This is a genomic window from Streptomyces sp. NPDC031049 (assembly GCF_055571015.1).
Genome location: NZ_JBVIGC010000001.1, coordinates 151,837 through 170,332 on the forward strand (window position 1 = coordinate 151,837; position 18,496 = coordinate 170,332).

The window sequence follows — 18,496 nt, forward strand, 5'->3', positions numbered from 1 at the left end:
CCCGAGCCTGCGCTGACCCGGTTCCAGGAGGGGCCCGGCCGTCCTTCGGCCGGGCCCCTTCGCCGTGCTCGGACGTCACCGGCCGGGGCCGGGCAGCCGTGCGGCCCGGGAGGCCAGGTAGCGGCGTTCCGGCAGGCTCTGGGTCGCGGCGGCGGCCGACTCGTAGGCGGCGCGGGCCGCTTCGTGGTCGCCCAGCCGTTCCAGGAGGTGGCCCCGGACCGCGTCCACCCGGTGCGCCGCCTCGCCCAGTTCGCTCCCCAGCCCCTCCAGTTGCGCGAGCCCGGCCTCCGGGCCGTGCACCATGGCGACGGCCACCGCCCGGTTCAGCCGCTCGACCGGCCCCGGGACCAGCTCCACCAGCACGTCGTACAGGCCGAGGATCTCCCGCCAGTCCGTCGCCCCGGCGTCCGGCGCCTCGTCGTGCACGGCGGCGATCGCCGCGCGCACCTGGTAGGGGCCGGGGCGTCCCCGGGCCAGTGCGCGGGTGACGAGGGCGACGCCCTCCTCGATCGCCGCCCGGTCCCAGCGGTCGCGGTCCTGCTCGTCCAGGGGGATCAGATCGCCGTGCGGACCGCTGCGCGCCGCCCGGCGGGCGTCGGTCAGCAGCATCAGCGCCAGCAGGCCGGCCACCTCGCCGTCGTCGGGGAGCAGCCGGTGCACCTGCCGGGCCAGCCGGATCGCCTCACCGGCCAGCTCCCGGCGCTGGAGGCTCGCTCCGGACGTGGCCGTGTAGCCCTCGTTGAAGATCAGGTAGAGCACGTGCAGGACGGCCGGCAACCGCTCGGCCCAGTCGTCCGGGCGGCCGAAGCGCACGCCCCGCACCTTCCGCTTGGCCCGGCTGATCCGCTGCGCCATGGTCGCCTCGGGCACCAGGTGGGCGCGGGCGATCTCGGCCGTGGTCAGACCGCCGACCGCACGCAGGGTGAGCGCGATGCGCGCGGGCGGGGGGAGGTCCGGGTGACAGCACAGGAAGAGCAGGGAGAGGGTGTCGTCCTCGCGGGGCGCCCGGTCCTCCAGATCGGCCGGCGGCGCGGTCAGCGCTCCCTGCGCACCCCAGGGGCCCGGCACATGGCCCCAGCGGGGGGTGAGCGCCGCCGCCCGCTCCTCCCGCGTCCGCCGCGCCTCCTCGGCGCGCAGGGCGTCCGCCAGCCGCCGCGAGGCCACCCGGATCAGCCAGCCGCGCGGGTTGTCCGGGACGCCCCGCGTGGGCCACTGCCCGGCCGCGGCGAGCAGGGCCTCCTGTACGGCGTCCTCGGCGGCGTCGAAGTGGCCGTACCGCCGGACCAGCGCCCCGAGGACCTGCGGCGCGCAACGGCGCAGCAGGTCCTCGATCTCGGACGGGTCCGGCACGGGCTGGTCAGCCGCCGATGTCGCCGGAGCCGTCGCCGATGGGCCGGATCACCACCGGGTAGTCGGGCGCGCCCGCGGGCTGCGGGCACCGCGTGACGTGCTCGGCGATCTCCGTGACCCGTTCCAGGCTCGCGCACTCCAGGACCCAGTAGCCGGCCAGCAGCTCCTTGGTCTCGCCGTAGGGGCCGTCGGTGACCACCGTCGAGCCGTCCTCGCCGCGCTGCACGAACCGGGTCCGCGCGGGCTCGGCCAGCCCCTGGGCGTCGATCAGCTCGCCGCTCTCGGCGAGGTCGTCGTTGAGGGCTCCCATGAAGGCGAACATCGCCTGGACGTCCTCCTTGCTCCAGGCCGGCGACTGCGGGGAGCCCTTGCCCTGCATCGCCTCGTAGTCCGCCTGGCTGCCCTGCACCATGACCAGGTACTTCATCGGTCCGCTCCTTCGGCCGGTACCGCCCCTCGCGGGCGGTTCTCACAGGGGACGTCGGAGCCGGACCGGCTTCTTCGACACCGTCCGCCCGATCGGGTCAGGAATTTTCCGTGCCGGTCGTCCGCGGGGGCGGCGCGGCCCGGGCCCGGCGGCCCGGCGCGGCCCTTTCCTCCCCGCCCGCGCGGGACGCGGCGCACTCAGGGGTGCGGCACGGGCCGGGGCCCCATGCCGGGACCCAGGCGCCCAGCGTCTTGTGGCGCCGGACGACCGTGTCGACCGGCTGTCCGCAGACGGGGCAGACGTGGTTCTCGCCGTCCATGGACTCAGCGTAGGGCGGGTGCCGGGCCGGCGCTCCCCGTTGGGTCGCGGCGTCCCGGCTGGATCGCGGCGTCCCGGCTGGATCGCGGCGTCCCGGCTGGATCGCGGGGTCCCGGTTGTGTCGCGGGGTCCCGGTCGACCGCGGCGTCCTGGTGGCGTCGCCGTCAGCGACCCGGGCGGCGCGGCTCCCGCCACATCGGCCACATCAGGGGGCCGTCCGGCAGCCGCAGGGCCTCGCCGGTGAGCGCGAAGCCGAGTCGTTCGTACAGCCGGCGGCTGCGGGCGCTGCTCGCCTCCAGGTAAGCGGGCAGTCCCTCGCGGTCGCAGCGGTCCAGGGCCGACTCGATGAGCGCGGTGCCCAGTCCCTCGCCCTGCCGGTCCGGTGCCACGCCGATCATCCACAGGTAGGCGTGAGCCCGGCCGGAGGGGTGGATGCCGGCCGTCAGCCGGCCGATCAGCTCCACGCGCTCGTTGTCCGGGTCGACGGCCCGGCGCACCTCGGCGGGGCCGCCGTCCTCGGCGTCCCCGTGATCGTCGGCCGGCACGGACAGCCACAGCGCGCACGCCGAGCCGTCCTCGGTGAGGTCTATGCGGCCCTCGGCGAGCACGGCGTCGGTGAAGGCCGCCATCAGCCGGTGGTGGGTCGTGCGCCGGTACTCCTCGCCGGGGAAGACCCAGCCGCTCACCGGATCGTCCTGGAAAGCCTCGTCCAGCAGCCGGACGACCAGCTCGCGGTCGCCCTCCTCCGCGGTCCGCACCACCATGCCCATGCCCTGCCTCCGTCTCAACACGCCCCGTCCGTACGGCCGTTGCAGCCTATCCGGCCGAGCCGGGGGAGGACGGGGCGGTTGCCGGGGCGGAGCCGCGGAGGACGCCCGGGGGGCGGGTCCCGCACACCGTGGGGAAGTGCGGGACCCGCCGGTACCGGAGCCGTCGGCGGTGCGGCCGTACGGTGTCAGGTCCGTACGGTCCTGGCATGGCTCCGGAGCCTTCCGGAGGCCGTCGGGACCGGTGACGGCCGACGACGGCGGTGCGGCGACGCCCTGGCGGGGCGGCGCCCTGGTGCGGCGGCGCCCTGGTGCGGCGGCGCTCTCCTGACGAACGACGACGGTGCGGCCGAGGTGACGGCCGACGCCCCGACAACGGCCGCGGGACCGGTGACGGCCGCGGGACCGGTGACGGCCGCGGGACCGGTGACGGCCGGCCGCCGCGGGACTGCCGGGCGGCAGGAGCGCGGCTCCCGACAGCCGCCGGCCGTCGTCAGGTGCTGCGCCGGGTCACGAACTCGGCCAGCGCGAGCAGGCCGCCCGCCGACTCGGGATCGGGCACGGCACGGGCCAGTTCCTGCATCGCCCGGGCCATCCGGTCGGCGGCCTGGGCCTGCGCCCAGTCCCGGCCGCCCGCCCGCTCCACGGCCAGCGCGGTGCGCTCCAGGTCCTCCTTGTCCTCGTCGTACGGACGTGCGTACAGCTCGGCGAGTTCGGCCGCGGCCGGGGTGCCGGAATTGAGCGCGGCGACCACCGGCAGCGACTTCTTGCGGGCGGCCAGATCGGCCCCGGCCGGCTTGCCGGTCCTGCCCGGGTCGCCCCATATGCCGATGATGTCGTCGATGAGCTGGAAGGCGAGCCCGGCCTCCCGGCCGAACGCGTCCAGGGCCTCGACGTCCTCGTCCGAGGCGCCCGCGTACAGCGCGCCGAGGGCGCAGGCGCAGCCCAGGAGCGCACCGGTCTTGGCCTCGGCCATGGCGAGCGTCTCGTCGAGGGTGATCTCGGCCGGCCGCCGCCGCTCCATGGCCGTGTCCGCCTGCTGGCCGGCGCACAGCTCGATCACGCAGTCGGCGAGCCGGGCGGACGCGGCGGCGGACGCCCGGTGCGGGTCCGCGGCGAGCAGCCGCAGGGCCAGCGCCTGGAGGGCGTCGCCCGCCAGGATGGCGTCGGGATCACCGAACACGGTCCACGCGGTGGGCCGGTGGCGACGGGTGGTGTCGCGGTCCATCACGTCGTCGTGCAGCAGGGTGAAGTTGTGGACCAGCTCCACCGCCGCCGCCGCCCGGACGGCGTCCGCACGGGCCGTGGGCCCGCCGAGCGCCGCGGCCGACGCCAGGACGAGCGCGGGACGGATCGCCTTGCCCGCGTTGCCCGCCGCCGGGGTGCCGTCCACGTGCTGCCAGCCGAAGTGGTAGAGCGCGATCCGGCTCAGCGGGCCGGGCAGCGACGTGATCGCGGCCCGCAGCTCGGGGTCGACGGCGGTCCGCGCCTGCCGCAGCAGCACGGCCGCCTCCGGCCCGTCCGACGCGCCCGTCGCCCCCGGCGCACTGTCCCTCTGTGTCCCGATGGGCCCGTGCCTTTCCAGCGTCGCGGTGGTGCGCGGTGGCTCGGTGGTGCCTTGCCGAGTCTCCGTCATGGACTCACCTCACCCATGGGCCCGCCTCCGTACCCCCGGGTGTACCCGCCCGGAGGCACGGGGACACGGCGTGCGCGGGGCAGGGTCACCGCCAGCGGCCGATCTCGACGTTCTCCAGGACGCCGAGCGCGTCCGGGACGAGCACGGCCGCCGAGTAGTAGGCCGTCACCAGGTACTTGATGATGGCCTGTTCGTTGATGCCCATGAAGCGCACCGACAGACTCGGCTCGATCTCGTCCGGGACACCGGTGGCCCGCAGGCCGATGACGCCCTGGTCGGCCTCGCCGGTACGCATCGCGATGATCGAGGACGTACGGGCCTCGGTGACCGGGATCTTGTTGCACGGGAAGATCGGCACGCCGCGCCAGGTCGGGATGCGGTTGCCGGCGATGTCGATCGTCTCCGGGACGAGCCCCCGCTTGTTCAGCTCGCGGCCGAACGCGGCGATCGCGCGCGGGTGGGCGAGGAACAGCTTGGTGCCGCGCCGCCTGCTGAGCAGCTCGTCCATGTCGTCCGGACCGGGCACGCCGTCGTGCGGCTGGATGCGCTGGTCGTACTCGCAGTTGTGCAGCATGCCGAACTCGCGGTTGTTGATGAGCTCGTGCTCCTGACGCTCTTTCAGCGCCTCCACCGTCAGCCGGATCTGCTGCTCGGTCTGGTTCATCGGCTGGTTGTACAGGTCGGCCACGCGCGTGTGGATGCGCAGCACGGTCTGGGCGACGCTCAGTTCGTACTCACGGGGCTTGGCCTCGTAGTCGACGAAGGTGTGCGGGATGTCCGGCTCGCCGGTGTGGCCGGCGGCGAGGTCGATCTCCTTCTCGCCGTGCTTGTTGGTGCGCTGCTGGGGGAGCGCGCGCCGCTCCTGGAGGTGCTGTTGCAGGGTGTCCGAGCGCTCGGCGACCTGGTCGAGCTCCTCGCGGGGGAGCACGAGCACGGTGCAGGCGGTGACCGCGCGCGCCGTGTACTCCCAGATCGCGTCCCCGTCGAGCAGCGCCTGCTCGCCGAAGTAGGAGCCGTCGGCGAGGATGCCCAGGGACTCGTCGTCGCCGTAGGGACCGGTGCCCACCTTCTCCACGCGGCCGTGCGCCAGCAGGTAGACCGCGTCGGTGCGGCTGCCGAACGAGGCGATGACCTCGCCGGCCGCGAACTCCCGCTGCTCACACCGCCGGGCGAGCTCCGAGAGCACCTCCTCGTCCTCGTACGACCGCAGGGCCGGCAGCTCGCCCAGCTCCGCGGGAACGACCTCCACGCGGTCACCGGTCTTGACGAACGTCAGCCGTCCGTCGCCCACGGCGAAGGTCAGGCGGCGGTTCACCCGGTAGGTGCCGCCTTGGATGTCCACCCAGGGCAGCATGCGCAGCAGCCAGCGGGAGCTGATCTCCTGCATCTGAGGTACGGACTTGGTCGTGGTGGCCAGGTTCCGCGCGGCCGCCGTGCCGAGGCTCTGCTGCGGCCTGGTCTGCTCGGTGCGGACCTCTTCGCCTACCGACATAAGGAATTGCCCTCCCGGTCATGCCGGACGCATCTGCACCCGGCATCGATGTGCACGGACCAGCCTTCCTCACGGAGCGTGCCGGTGCTATTACCCGAAAGAGCGGGAATGGATCACCGGCCGCCGGGGCACGATGGGTGCTCCCTCGACTGCCGGGCGCCGTAGGGGAATTCAGCCGGTGTCCGAATCGGCTCGCACACGGACCGAACGAGTAGTAGGCCGCGCTCCGCTTCGGTATAGGCACCGTACGAGCGCGCCGTGCGAGGCGGCGGCCGTGTCGCACGAAGGAGCGGTGCCATGGCGACACCCATGTCCGCGAGCGGTTTCCTCAGGGCGCTGAAGGGCGAGGGCCTCACCGTCGTCGAGGTCGGCGCCTGGCGGACCCACAACCGCAACCACAAGGGACCGTGGGGCCCGGTCCACGGGGTGATGATCCACCACACCGTGACCAAGGGCAGTGCCCGGACCGTCGAGATCTGCCGCAGAGGCTACGACGGGCTGCCCGGGCCCCTGTGCCACGGCGTGATCACCAAGGACGGCCGGGTCCACCTCGTCGGGTACGGCCGGGCCAACCACGCCGGGCCGGGCGACGACGACGTGCTGCGCGCGGTGATCGCCGAGCGGTCGCTGCCCCGGGACAACGAGGCGAACACCGACGGCAACCGGTACTTCTACGGTTTCGAGTGCGAGAACCTCGGCGACGGCGAGGACCCCTGGCCGGCCGCCCAGCTGGAGGCGGTCGAGAGGGCCGCCGCCGCGGTGTGCCGGTACCACGGCTGGAACGAGCGGTCGGTCGTCGGCCACCTGGAGTGGCAGCCGGGGAAGGTGGACCCCCGGGGGTTCACGATGTCCTCGATGCGGGCCAGGATCCGGGACCGCCTGAGCTGAGCAGATGTTCGACAATGGGTGCCGTGACCACCCTGGACGCCCTTCGGCCCCGACTGCCCTCGCCCGTGCAGGAGGTACGGGACGACCGGTTCGACCGCCGGGGCGTCCGCCTGCTCCTCAAGCGCGACGACCTGGTCCACCCCGAGCTGGTGGGCAACAAGTGGCGCAAACTCGTGCCCAACCTGGAGGCGGCGGACGGCCGGCCGGTGCTCACCTTCGGCGGCGCCTACTCCAACCACCTGCGCGCCACCGCCGCCGCGGGCCGGCTCCTCGGCGTGCCCACGGTCGGCGTGGTGCGTGGTCACGAGCTGGCGGAGGGGCCGCTGAACCCGTCGCTGGCCCGCTGCGCCGCCGACGGGATGCGGCTGCACTTCGTCGACAGACCGACGTACCGGCGCAAGGCCGAGCCGGAGACGCTCGCCGCGATCCTGCGCGCGTGCGACGCCCGGGACGCCTACGTCGTGCCCGAGGGCGGCAGCAACGCCGCGGCGGTGCGGGGCTGCCGGGCGCTCGGTGAGGAACTGGGCGACCGGGCCGACGTCGTCGCCGTCGCCTGCGGCACCGGGGGAACGCTCGCCGGGCTGGCGGCCGGGCTCGCCCCCGGCCGGCGGGCGCTCGGCGTCGCCGTGCTCAAGGGCGGCTTCCTCGCCGGTGAGGTGCGGCGGCTCCAGGAGGAGGCCTTCGGTTCACCGCGCGGTGAGTGGCAGGTGACCGACCGCTTCCACGGCGGCGGCTACGGGCGCCTCTCCGACGGGCTGGACGCGTTCGCGGCGGACTTCGCACACCGCCACGGCGTGCCGGTGGAGCGCCTCTACGTCGCCAAGCTGCTCCACGGCCTGCTCGTGCTGACGGGCGAGGGCGCCTTCCCGCGCGGAACGACGCTGGCCGCGGTGATCACCGGCCGGCCGTTCCCGGACGGCTGAGCTCAGCCGGCTTCCCGGTACGCCGCCGCCTCCTCCAGGTCCAGGCGGCGCAGCAGGGCGCGGAGCATCTCGTCGTCGATGTGGCGGGCGTCCCGGAGCCGGACGAACACCTCGCGCTCGGCGCCGATCATCTCGCGGGACAGCCGCCGGTAGGTGTCGTCGACGGACTCGCCGGTGACCGGGTTGGCCTGCCCGAGCCGTTCCCACACGGCGTTGCGGCGGCGCTCCAGGACGGTGCGCAGCCGGTCGGCGAGCGGGCCGGGGAGGGCGTTGCGCTCGTCGGCGAGGAGTTCGTCGAGGCGTTCCTCGGCGGCCCGGGACGCCTGGGCCTGGGCGTTGGCCTCCGCCAGGGTCTGGGTCCGCGCGTCCCGCGCGGGGAACTTCAGCAGGCGGATCAGCGGGGGCAGGGTCACACCTTGGACGACGAGGGTGCCGATGACGGTCGTGAAGGTCAGGAACAGGATGAGGTTGCGCTCCGGGAAGGGCTCGCCGCCGTGCACGGTCAGCGGGATCGAGAAGGCGATGGCCAGCGAGACCACGCCGCGCATGCCGGCCCAGCCGACGACGAAGGGCCCCTTCCAGGTGGGATTTTCCTCGCGCGCGCGGATGCGTGCCGACAGCATCCGGGGCAGGAAGGTCGCCGGGTACACCCACAGGAACCGGGCCGCGACGACGACCAGGAAGAGGGCGACCGCGTACCCGGCGGCGGCGCCGGGCTCGTCCTCCCCCAGGCCCCTGAGGACCACCGGCAGCTGGAGCCCGATCAGCGCGAACACGGACGACTCCAGCACGAACGCGACCATCTTCCACACGGCGTCCTCCTGGAGCCGGGTGGCGAAGTCGACCTCCCACGCGCGGTGGGCGAGATGGAGGGCGACGACGACCACGGCCAGCACCCCGGAGGCGTGCACCTGCTCGGCGACCGCGTAGGCGGCGAACGGGATCAGCAGGGAGAGCGTGTTCTGGAGCAGCGGCTCCTTCAGGCGGGCGCGCAGCCAGTGCAGCGGCACCATCAGCACCAGCCCGACGGCGATGCCGCCCACCGCCGCGATCAGGAACTCGGCGATCCCGCCGGCCCAGGTGGCGCCCTCGCCGACCGCCGCCGCGAGCGCCACCCGGTAGGCGGTGATCGCGGTGGCGTCGTTCACCAGGGACTCGCCCTGGAGGATCGTGGTGATCCGGGAGGGCAGTCCGACCCGGCGGGCCACCGCGGTGGCGGCGACGGCGTCCGGCGGCGCCACCACCGCGCCGAACACCAGGGCCGCGGTCAGCGGCAGCCCCGGCACGATCAGGTACGCGGCCCAGCCGACGACGACCGTCGCGAAGAGCACGTAGCCCACGGAGAGCAGGGCGACCGGCCGCAGCTGCGCCCGCAGGTCGAGATAGGAGCTGTCGGTGGCCGCCGTGTGCAGCAGCGGGGGCAGCAGCAGCGGGAGCACGATGTGCGGGTCGAGGGTGTAGTCCGGGACGCCGGGGACGTAGCTGACCGCCAGCCCCGCCGCGACCAGCAGCAGCGGTGGCGGCACCGGGGTGCGCCGGCCCGCCGCGGCGATCGCGGCGCTGCCCGCCACCAGCAACAGCAGCGGCATCACGTCCATCGTCCTCGCCCGCCTCTTTTTCCGCGCGGCCGTCCGCCGCCCGTCGTAGCCTGGCAATCATGAAACAGTGCACGCACGCCGACGCGCTGCCGCACCCGGAACCCGCCCCGCTGACCGGCACCTGTCCCGAGTGCCTGGCCGAGGGAACGGAGCCGGTGCAGCTGCGGCTGTGTCTCACCTGCGGTCACGTCGGCTGCTGCGACTCCTCGCCGAGCCGCCACGCGTCCCGGCACCACAGGGAGACCGGCCACCCGGTGATGCGGACCTTCGAGCCCGGTGAGGACTGGCGCTGGTGTTTCGTGGACCACGTACTGGTGTGAGCCGGCGGAGAGGGGGCCGGGGGACGGTTCGACCGTCTGACGTCTGGGTACGTCAACCCGGCGCGCCCTCTTCCGATTTGGGCCCGCCCACCCTCTAGCCACTGTGCGTGTTCGTGTGTTTACTATGAGTGACAGCAAGGGGTTGGGGTCTCGAGGACAGGAAAGTTCGGGGCGCGATAACGTCACGGCTGAACCACGTAGCGCGTCACCGCGTTATCCGAGGGGCGACCCTCGACCCTGAAACGCTTGTACCACCTTGGAGGTGAGGGTGTCCCAGATCGCAGGCGAGCCCGCGACCCAGGACTTCGTGGAAGTCCGGCTGCCGGCTGCGGGTGCCTACCTGTCGGTGCTGCGTACGGCGACGGCCGGCCTCGCGGCCCGTTTGGACTTCACCCTCGACGAGATCGAGGACCTGCGCATCGCGGTGGACGAGGCCTGCGCGATCCTGCTCCAGCAGGCCGTGCCGGGCTCGGTCCTCAGCTGCGTGTTCCGGCTCGTCGACGACTCGCTCGAGGTGACCGTCTCGGCACCGACCACGGACGGCCACGCCCCTTCGCGGGACACCTTCGCCTGGACCGTCCTGTCCGCCCTCGCGGGCAAGGTCTCCTCCGCCGTGGACGAGGACAAGACCGTGTCGATCAGCCTCTACAAACAACGCGGCGCGGGACCCGGGCCGCAGTGAGGAACGGGGACGGGCCGGTGCGTGACGAAGAGTGCGGCACACGGGAGCTGCCGGCCGAGGGCACACGTTCGCCGAGCGGCGCCCGACGCGTGGCGGACGGCATCGACGCCATCCCGGAGCAGGCCCGCCCGCACCCCGAGGACGCCGCCGAGACCGGCGTCCCGGGCGGCGGACCGCGGGGCGGGGACGGGGGCGGTGCCGTGCAGAGCACGCCTGCGGACGGGCGGACGGGGGGCACCCCCGTCCGGCCCGACCGAGCGGAGGCGAGGGCTCCGGAAAGGGCTACGGGCGGGACGATGAGCGAGCACGAGCGATTCTCCGAGGACGGCGCGCCGCGTGCGCGAAGCGTGCCCGGCACGCATCACGACCCGCAGGACCGCAGCGGGGCGCGTGCCCTGTTCACCGAGTTGCGCGGGCTCCAGAAGGACAGCCCGGAGTACGCGGAGCTGCGCAACCAGCTGGTGCGCATGCACCTGCCGCTCGTGGAGCACCTCGCCCGCCGCTTCCGCAACCGCGGCGAGCCCCTGGACGACCTCACCCAGGTCGCCACCATCGGACTGATCAAGTCGGTGGACCGCTTCGACCCGGACCGCGGGGTGGAGTTCTCCACCTACGCGACCCCGACGGTCGTCGGTGAGATCAAGCGGCACTTCCGCGACAAGGGCTGGGCGGTGCGCGTCCCGCGCCGGCTCCAGGAGCTGCGCCTCGCCCTGACGACCGCCACGGCGGAGCTGTCCCAGCTGCACGGCCGCTCCCCCACCGTCCACGAGCTGGCCGAGAAGCTGTCGATCTCCGAGGAAGAGGTCCTGGAGGGCCTGGAGTCCGCCAACGCGTACTCCACGCTGTCCCTGGACGTCCCCGACACCGACGACGAGTCCCCGGCGGTCGCCGACACCCTCGGCGCCGAGGACGAGGCGCTCGAGGGCGTGGAGTACCGCGAGTCGCTCAAGCCGCTGCTGGAGGATCTGCCGCCCCGGGAGAAGCGCATCCTGCTGCTGCGCTTCTTCGGCAACATGACCCAGTCGCAGATCGCGCAGGAGGTCGGCATCTCCCAGATGCACGTCTCCCGGCTGCTGGCCCGCACCCTGGCACAGCTGCGGGAGAAGCTGCTGGTCGAGGAGTAGCCGACGCCTGGAAGCGGACGACGCCGCAAGGCGGACGAGGCGGGTGCTACTTCTGCGCGCTGCCGGGGCCCCGGATGCCGAGGGCCCGGGTGGTTTCCGGGTTCACCAGCAGCGTGAGCGCCGTGACGGCCACGACGCCGAGCACGATCCCGGCCGGGATGGCGATGCTGTCGGCCTGGAGCAGGTTGTAGGCCACGGGCAGCGCCAGGATCTGCGTGATCACGGCGGGTCCCCGGCTCCAGCTCCGCCGGGCCAGCAGCCCGCGGGCGGCGAGCAGCGGGAGCAGGGCCAGGACGATGAGGGTGACGCCGCCGGTGGCGGCCTGGGTCCGGTCGTCCGGATTCCCCGTGAGCCCCGCCACGAGCATCCAGGCACCGCCGACGACGAGCGCCAGGCCCTCCAGCGCGGCGAGGGCTGCCACCGCGGTCAGCCGACCGGGGCGGGGGTCCGCCGCTTCGGCGGTGTCGGCGGCTTCGGGGCTGGGGTTCTGCTCACTGCTCACCCCTGAAGGGTAGCCCGCACGCCCAGGGAGCCCGGGGGAGCCTCACGCGCCCCTCCCCCGCCCGATCCACACCTCGGTCTGGGCCAGGTACCGCCCAGTAGGTACCCTGCAACGCATGCGTGCACTTCTCGTGGTCAATCCGGCGGCAACCACCACGAGTGCGCGCACGCGCGACGTACTGATCCACGCGCTCGCCAGCGAGATGAAGCTGGAGGCGGTCACCACCGAGTACCGCGGTCACGCGCGCGACCTGGGCCGGCAGGCGGCGCTGAGCGACGACACGGACCTGGTGGTCGCCCTCGGCGGTGACGGCACGGTCAACGAGGTCGTCAACGGCCTGCTGCACGCCGGCCCCGCCCCGGAGCACCTGCCCGGCCTCGCGGTGGTCCCCGGAGGCTCCACCAACGTCTTCGCCCGCGCCCTCGGTCTGCCCAACGACGCGGTGGAGGCCACCGGCGCCCTGCTGGACGCGCTGCGCGAGGGCCGCGAACGCACTGTCGGCCTCGGCCTGACCTCGGGCACCCCGGGTTCGGCGGACGAGGCGGTGCCGGCCCGCTGGTTCACCTTCAACGCCGGGCTCGGCTTCGACGCCGGTGTCGTCGGCCGGGTCGAGCAGCACCGCGAGCGCGGCAGGAAGTCGACGCACGCGCTGTACGTGCGGCAGGTGATGCGCCAGCTGCTGGGCGAGCCGCACCGCAGGAGCGGCACGATCACCCTGGAGCGGGCCGGCGAGGAACCGGTCGGCGATCTGGTGCTGTCCATAGTCGCGAACACCTCGCCCTGGACGTTCCTGGGCAACCGCCCGATCTACGCCTCGCCCGGGGCCTCGTTCGACACGGGGCTCGACGTCTTCGGTCTCAGCCGTCTGTCCACCGCCGCGGTTGCCCGGTATGGCACCCAGTTGCTCACTTCGTCCCCCGAGCGCGGACCCCGGGGCAGGCACGCGGTCTCGCTGCACGACCTGACCGAGTTCACCTTGCATTCGAAGGTGCCGCTGCCGCTTCAGATGGACGGTGACCACCTGGGGCTGCGTACGAGCGTGACGTTCACAGGCGTACGCCGTGCACTGCGTGTGATTGTGTGAGCAGAACCGGCGAAAGTCCTTTCACTCGAACGTTTAGGCCAGGGTCCACCCCATGGAAGTACGGCTGTGACCTACTCGACACCGATGAATCAAAAAAAATCTTCCGGAAGGGGTTGTATCCGCCGCTGAGGTTTGCGAGTCTCTACGTGGCGATCGGGACGGCCCGCAACACCGGCCCCCACAGATCACCGGAACCCCTCTTCACATCACAGGACCACGCCAGGGAACCTGGCGGTAGGCCCTTCCCTTGTTGAGGGATTCGTGAAAGCGTTCACATTCACAAGCACCCTGCACGTAACACCAAGGAGAGGTAGCAGCCATGGACTGGCGTCACCGCGCCGTTTGCCGCGAGGAAGACCCCGAGCTCTTCTTCCCCATCGGCAACACCGGTCCTGCGCTGCTGCAGATCGAGGAAGCCAAGGCCGTCTGCCGTCGCTGCCCGGTTATCGAGCAGTGCCTGCAGTGGGCGCTCGAGTCCGGCCAGGACTCCGGCGTCTGGGGTGGTCTCAGCGAGGACGAGCGCCGCGCCATGAAGCGCCGCGCCGCTCGCAACCGGGCCCGTCAGGCCTCCGCCTGACCCACCCGCCCCGCAACAGCCTGAGCTTGGCGGCGCGTATGCCTCACGGCATGACTTCGCAGACAGCGCGTACGCACACCCCGCCCCCGAGCCGCAGCGCGCAGTACCCCCAACGCGCAGCTTGAAGCAGCGAGCACTGGCCCCGGATCAACGGTGATCCGGGGCTTATTGCTGTGCTGCCGCCTGCTGTCCCGCCGCCTGCTGTCCTGCCGCAAGGCCCGCGGCCCGCCCCTCCCGGGGCCGCATCCCCGGGCCGGCCGCCTACTTCCGCGCCGGCACCGGGATGTCGAGGATCACCCGGGTGCCGCGCTCCGGGGCCGGGACCATGTCGAAGGTGCCGCCCAACTCCCCCTCCACCAGGGTGCGGACGATCTGGAGCCCGAGGTTGCCTGCGCGCTGCGGGTCGAACCCCTCGGGCAGGCCCACCCCGTCGTCCTGGACGGTGACCAGCAGGCGGGCCTCCTTCGTCGTACCGCCGCGGAGCGCGGAGACCTCGACCGTGCCGGTGTCGCCCTGCCGGAAGCCGTGCTCCAGCGCGTTCTGAAGCACCTCGGTCAGCACCATCGACAGCGGGGTGGCGACCTCGGCGTCCAGGATGCCGAAGCGGCCGGTGCGCCGGCCGGTGACCTTGCCCGGGGAGATCTCGGCGACCATCGCCAGCACCCGGTCGGCGATGTCGTCGAACTCCACCCGCTCGTCCAGGTTCTGGGAGAGCGTCTCGTGCACGATCGCGATCGAGCCCACCCGGCGCACGGCCTCCTCCAGCGCCTCCCGCCCGCGGTCGGACTCGATGCGGCGGGCCTGGAGGCGCAGCAGGGCGGCCACCGTCTGGAGGTTGTTCTTCACCCGGTGGTGGATCTCCCGGATGGTGGCGTCCTTGGTGATCAATTCGCGTTCGCGGCGGCGCAGTTCCGTGACGTCCCGCAGCAGCACCAGGGAACCGATGCGGGTGCCCTTGGGTTTGAGCGGGATGGCGCGGAACTGGATCACGCCGTCGTTGGCCTCGATCTCGAACTCGCGCGGCGCCCAGCCGCTGGCCAGCTTGGCCAGCGCCTCGTCCACCGGGCCGCGGGTCGGCGCGAGTTCGGCGGTGGTCGTCCCCAGGTGATGGCCGACGAGGTCGGCGGCGAGGCCCATGCGGTGGTAGGCGGACAGCGCGTTCGGGGAGGCGTACTGCACGATGCCGTCCGCGTCGACCCGGATCAGTCCGTCGCCGACGCGCGGTGAGGCGTCCATGTCGAGTTGCTGGTTCTCGAACGGGAAGGCGCCGGCGGCGATCATCTGTGCGAGGTCGGAGGCGCTCTGGAGGTACGTCAGCTCCAGGCGGCTCGGGGTGCGCACGGTGAGCAGGTTGGTGTTGCGGGCGATGACGCCGAGGACGCGGCCCTGGCGCCGGACCGGGATGGACTCGACGCGGACCGGGACCTCCTCGCGCCACTCCGGGTCGCCCTCGCGCACGATCCGGCCCTCGTCCAGCGCCGCGTCCAGCATCGGGCGCCGGCCGCGCGGGACGAGGTGGCCGACCATGTCGTCCTGGTACGAGGTGGGGCCGGTGTTGGGGCGCATCTGGGCGACCGAGACGTACCGGGTGCCGTCGCGGGTGGGGACCCACAGGACGAGGTCGGCGAAGGAGAGGTCGGAGAGCAGCTGCCACTCCGAGACCAGCAGGTGGAGCCACTCGAGGTCGGAGTCGTCGAGGGCGGTGTGCTGGCGGACCAGTTCGTTCATGGAGGGCACGTGGCCGAGCGTACCTGGCGGTTCGGACAGCGCCGCGAAGCGGCCGTCTCCGCCGCCGGGCCGTGTGCGGCGCCCTCCCGGTGGCCGTGTGCGGCACCACACCGGTGGCCGTGTGGGCGCCGTGCCCGTGGCCGTGTGCGCCGCCGTATCGCCCCGGAAACACCCGCGGGCCGCGGCGCCTGAGAGGGACCCTCAACCCTCCCGGCACCGCAGCCCGGAGCAATATCGGCCGTGGGGTGTGCGGTCCCGGTCGGCCGAAGGTCGAGGAGCCGGGGCAGTCAGGGCAGAGAGCTCCGGTTCCTCGGTCCCGCCTTCCTGTGCGGGGAAGGCGGAAGCCTGACATTCACCTTGCGATGCCCATTGTGGACTAGACCACTACCCGTGTCCATGCCGCGGACCGTGTTCGTCACGGCCGTCTTCCACGGCATCTTCCACGTCGCCTTCACGTCGTCTCCCACCGGCGTGAGGGCGCGCGGGCATCCTGCAGAAGCCTAACCCCGTCGGCTCATGAGCGGGGCCACACGGCCGGGGCAATTTCGGCGAGCGCGCCACCGCTGCGGCCCGCCGCCCGGGCCCGGCGGGCCGCAGCGGTGGCGGACCGGGCCGACCGCCGCAAGCCTGGGACGGGAGACCCCCTTCTGTTAGATTGGTCTAAACCACACAGCCCTTCCGGGTGTCCTCGTGTCCCCGTGTCCCCTTCTTCAGAACGGCAGGCCAGCGTGGAAGTTGTCATCGTTGCGGACGCCAAGGCGGGCGGCGAGCTGATCGCCGAGGCCATGGCCCAGCTGCTCAGGCGGAAGCCCGACGCCCTCCTCGGGGTGGCCACCGGCTCGACGCCGCTGCCCGTGTACGAGGCGCTGACGGCCAAGGTGCGCTCCGGTGCCGTGGACACCTCGGCGGCGCGGATCGCCCAGCTCGACGAGTACGTCGGCCTGCCGGCCGAGCACCCGGAGTCCTACCGCTCGGTGCTCCGCCGCGAGGTGCTCGAACCCCTCGGCATCAGCATGGACGCGTTCATGGGGCCGGACGGCACGGCCGCGGACGTGCAGGCGGCCTGCGAGGCGTACGACCGGGCGCTGGCCGAGGCGGGCGGGGTCGACCTCCAGCTGCTCGGGATCGGGACCGACGGGCACATCGGGTTCAACGAGCCCTGCTCCTCGCTGGCCTCCCGGACCCGGATCAAGACGCTCACCGAGCAGACCCGGGTGGACAACGCGCGCTTCTTCGACGGTGACATCGCGCAGGTGCCGCACCACGTGATCACCCAGGGCATCGGCACCATCCTGGAGGCCCGGCACCTGGTGCTGCTGGCCACCGGCGAGGGCAAGGCCGACGCGGTCGCGGCGACGGTGGAGGGGCCGGTCGCGGCCGTCTGCCCGGCCTCGGCACTCCAGCTCCACCCGCACGCCACGGTCGTGGTGGACGAGGCCGCGGCGTCCAAGCTGAAGCTCGCCGACTACTTCCGGCACACCTACGCGAACAAGCCGGAGTGGCAGGGGATCTGACCCGCACGCTCCATGCCGCAGGCGCCGGCCCCTCCCGAGGAGGGCCGGCGCCTGCGGCGTACCGGAGGGGCTAGGCGCCCGCGATGACCTCCGCCGCCGCGCGGCCGCAGACCCGGGCCGCGCCGTGGGTGGCCAGGTGCAGGGCGCCGCGGGGCCCGGCCTGCGGGACGCCCATCTCGACCACGACGGTGTCCGGGCGGGCCCGGAGCACGGTGTCGAGGGCCGCGGCCATCCAGGGGTGCCGGTGTTCGTCGCGGACGACGGCGACGACACGGCGCCCTCCGGCCGCCCGGAGCACCTCGTGTCCGGCGTCGGCGCCGGAGAAGCTGCCGGTCTCCGTGCCGGGCAGCAGCCGGGCCAGCTCGGCGGCGACGCCCCACGGCGTCTCGTCGCCGACCGCGATGTTCGCGACCGGGGTGAGGGCGGCGACGTAGGGCGGCTCGGTGAGCGGGGTGAAGCCGTCGGCGCCGGTGAGCCGCAGGGCGCGGCGGGCGGCGCGCAGGCCCACCTCGCCGTCGGCGGTGTCCCCGGCGAGGGCGGCGTCCGCCCGGTGGGCCGAGGTCCAGCGGGCCAGCGCACGGACGCGCTCGGCGGCGTCGGCCAGGCGTTCCTCCGGCAGCTCTCCGGCGCGCACGGCCTCGACCAGGGCGTCGCGCAGCCGCCGTACCGTGTCCTCGTCGGACAGGCCGCCGCCCACGCAGATCGCGTCGGCGCCGGCGGCGATGGCCAGCGCGGTGCCGCGTTCGATGCCGTAGGTGCCGGCGATGGCCCGCATCTCGATGCCGTCGGTGACGATCAGACCGTCGTAGCCCAGCTCGCCGCGGAGCAGGTCGGTCAGGATGCGCCGGGACAGCGTCGCCGGGCGGTCCGGGTCCAGGGCCGGGACCAGGATGTGGGCGCTCATCACCGCGCGGCTGCCGGCGGCGATGGCCGCGCGGAAGGGGACCAGGTCGCGTGCGGCCAGCACGTCGGCGTCCACGTCGATGCGCGGCACGGCGTGGTGGGAGTCGACGGCCGTGTCGCCGTGCCCGGGGAAGTGCTTGGTGCAGGCGGCCACACCGGACGCCTGGAGGCCGGTGACGTAGGCGGCGGTGTGCCGGGCGACCAGGTCGGTGCCGGAGCCGAAGGAGCGCACGCCGATGACCGGGTTGTCGGGGTTGGCGTTGACGTCGGCGGACGGCGCCCAGTTGAAGTTGACCCCGCAGTCCGCGAGCCGGCGGCCCAGTTCCGCGGCCACCTCCCGGGTGAGCCCGACGTCGTCCACCGCGCCGAGGGCGAGGTTGCCGGGGAAGGAGGAGCCGGTGCGCACCTCGAGGCGGGTGACGTCGCCGCCCTCCTCGTCGATGGCCACGAGCACGTCCTCGCGTTCCGCGCGCAGCTGCGCGGTGAGCGCGGCCACCTGCTCGGGCGTCTCGACGTTGCGCCCGAACAGGGCGACGGAGGCCAGCCCCTCGTCGAGGCGGCGCAGCAGCCAGTCGGGCGCCGCTGTGCCGGTGAAGCCGGGCTGGAGGACCGCGAGCGCGTCGCGCGTGAGGGTGTCCGTGGCCCGGGCGATGGTCGTCATCG

At 73.4% G+C, this 18,496-nt stretch carries 17 protein-coding genes; 8 read left to right on the forward strand and 9 right to left on the reverse strand.

Annotation, left to right across the window (positions count from 1 at the left end; translation table 11 throughout):
* Nucleotides 1–75: 75 nt before the first annotated feature.
* From ACZ45Q_RS00675 to ACZ45Q_RS00695, 5 genes are all read right to left on the reverse strand, one after another.
* Nucleotides 76–1,350 carry an RNA polymerase sigma factor gene (locus tag ACZ45Q_RS00675; RefSeq protein ID WP_468253605.1) on the reverse strand — a complete coding sequence of 425 codons (1,275 nt, stop codon included), beginning with the start codon at nucleotides 1,348–1,350 and terminating at the stop codon, nucleotides 76–78.
* 7 nt (nucleotides 1,351–1,357) lie between these two features.
* Nucleotides 1,358–1,777: a YciI family protein gene (locus ACZ45Q_RS00680; protein WP_468253606.1), complete on the reverse strand. Its 420-nt coding sequence runs from the start codon at nucleotides 1,775–1,777 to the stop codon at nucleotides 1,358–1,360.
* 482 nt (nucleotides 1,778–2,259) lie between these two features.
* Nucleotides 2,260–2,865 carry a GNAT family N-acetyltransferase gene (locus ACZ45Q_RS00685; RefSeq protein ID WP_468253607.1) on the reverse strand — a complete coding sequence of 202 codons (606 nt, stop codon included), beginning with the start codon at nucleotides 2,863–2,865 and terminating at the stop codon, nucleotides 2,260–2,262.
* A gap of 490 nt (nucleotides 2,866–3,355) precedes the next feature.
* Nucleotides 3,356–4,498, reverse strand: a complete 1,143-nt coding sequence (locus ACZ45Q_RS00690; RefSeq protein ID WP_468253608.1) for a family 2 encapsulin nanocompartment cargo protein polyprenyl transferase — start codon at nucleotides 4,496–4,498, stop codon at nucleotides 3,356–3,358.
* A gap of 85 nt (nucleotides 4,499–4,583) precedes the next feature.
* The gene (locus ACZ45Q_RS00695; RefSeq protein WP_468253609.1) at nucleotides 4,584–5,990 is read right to left on the reverse strand and encodes a family 2B encapsulin nanocompartment shell protein; all 1,407 of its coding nucleotides are present in this window, start codon (nucleotides 5,988–5,990) and stop codon (nucleotides 4,584–4,586) included.
* 297 nt (nucleotides 5,991–6,287) lie between these two features.
* Between ACZ45Q_RS00695 and ACZ45Q_RS00700 the strand changes: the two genes are divergently transcribed.
* Nucleotides 6,288–6,878 (forward strand): N-acetylmuramoyl-L-alanine amidase, encoded by a 591-nt coding sequence (locus ACZ45Q_RS00700; protein WP_468253610.1) that lies wholly within the window; start codon nucleotides 6,288–6,290, stop codon nucleotides 6,876–6,878.
* Between the two features lie 14 nt (nucleotides 6,879–6,892).
* A complete protein-coding gene (locus ACZ45Q_RS00705) occupies nucleotides 6,893–7,801 on the forward strand; it encodes a 1-aminocyclopropane-1-carboxylate deaminase/D-cysteine desulfhydrase (RefSeq protein WP_468253611.1) in 909 nt (302 codons plus the stop codon).
* A gap of 2 nt (nucleotides 7,802–7,803) precedes the next feature.
* On the opposite strand, the gene ACZ45Q_RS00710 is transcribed toward ACZ45Q_RS00705, so the two are convergent.
* A complete protein-coding gene (locus tag ACZ45Q_RS00710) occupies nucleotides 7,804–9,399 on the reverse strand; it encodes a Na+/H+ antiporter (RefSeq protein ID WP_468253612.1) in 1,596 nt (531 codons plus the stop codon).
* Between the two features lie 59 nt (nucleotides 9,400–9,458).
* Between ACZ45Q_RS00710 and ACZ45Q_RS00715 the strand changes: the two genes are divergently transcribed.
* The 3 genes from ACZ45Q_RS00715 (at nucleotide 9,459) to ACZ45Q_RS00725 (ending at nucleotide 11,525) form a co-directional block, all read left to right on the forward strand.
* Entirely contained in the window at nucleotides 9,459–9,719 is a 261-nt protein-coding gene (locus ACZ45Q_RS00715; protein ID WP_468253613.1) for a UBP-type zinc finger domain-containing protein, read from the forward strand.
* Nucleotides 9,720–9,987: 268 nt separating this feature from the next.
* Nucleotides 9,988–10,401, forward strand: a complete 414-nt coding sequence (locus ACZ45Q_RS00720; RefSeq protein ID WP_416525014.1) for an ATP-binding protein — start codon at nucleotides 9,988–9,990, stop codon at nucleotides 10,399–10,401.
* Between the two features lie 17 nt (nucleotides 10,402–10,418).
* A complete protein-coding gene (locus ACZ45Q_RS00725) occupies nucleotides 10,419–11,525 on the forward strand; it encodes an RNA polymerase sigma factor SigF (protein WP_468253614.1) in 1,107 nt (368 codons plus the stop codon).
* A gap of 46 nt (nucleotides 11,526–11,571) precedes the next feature.
* Here the strand turns inward: ACZ45Q_RS00725 and ACZ45Q_RS00730 are convergent, their stop codons facing one another.
* A complete protein-coding gene (locus tag ACZ45Q_RS00730; RefSeq protein ID WP_468253615.1) occupies nucleotides 11,572–12,027 on the reverse strand; it encodes a hypothetical protein in 456 nt (151 codons plus the stop codon).
* Between the two features lie 115 nt (nucleotides 12,028–12,142).
* On the opposite strand from ACZ45Q_RS00730, the gene ACZ45Q_RS00735 reads away from it, so the two are divergent.
* Nucleotides 12,143–13,111, forward strand: a complete 969-nt coding sequence (locus tag ACZ45Q_RS00735) for a diacylglycerol/lipid kinase family protein (protein ID WP_468253616.1) — start codon at nucleotides 12,143–12,145, stop codon at nucleotides 13,109–13,111.
* 319 nt (nucleotides 13,112–13,430) lie between these two features.
* Complete coding sequence (locus tag ACZ45Q_RS00740) at nucleotides 13,431–13,688, forward strand: WhiB family transcriptional regulator (RefSeq protein WP_029383210.1); 258 nt, start codon at nucleotides 13,431–13,433, stop codon at nucleotides 13,686–13,688.
* Nucleotides 13,689–13,949: 261 nt separating this feature from the next.
* Here ACZ45Q_RS00740 and ACZ45Q_RS00745 read toward each other — a convergent pair whose 3' ends face one another.
* The gene (locus ACZ45Q_RS00745; protein WP_468254265.1) at nucleotides 13,950–15,416 is read right to left on the reverse strand and encodes a sensor histidine kinase; all 1,467 of its coding nucleotides are present in this window, start codon (nucleotides 15,414–15,416) and stop codon (nucleotides 13,950–13,952) included.
* A gap of 728 nt (nucleotides 15,417–16,144) precedes the next feature.
* Here ACZ45Q_RS00745 and nagB point away from each other — a divergent pair.
* Nucleotides 16,145–16,930: a glucosamine-6-phosphate deaminase gene (gene nagB / locus ACZ45Q_RS00750; RefSeq protein ID WP_468253617.1), complete on the forward strand. Its 786-nt coding sequence runs from the start codon at nucleotides 16,145–16,147 to the stop codon at nucleotides 16,928–16,930.
* Between the two features lie 70 nt (nucleotides 16,931–17,000).
* Here nagB and ACZ45Q_RS00755 read toward each other — a convergent pair whose 3' ends face one another.
* Nucleotides 17,001–18,494 (reverse strand): glycoside hydrolase family 3 protein, encoded by a 1,494-nt coding sequence (locus ACZ45Q_RS00755; protein ID WP_468253618.1) that lies wholly within the window; start codon nucleotides 18,492–18,494, stop codon nucleotides 17,001–17,003.
* Nucleotides 18,495–18,496: the final 2 nt, after the last annotated feature.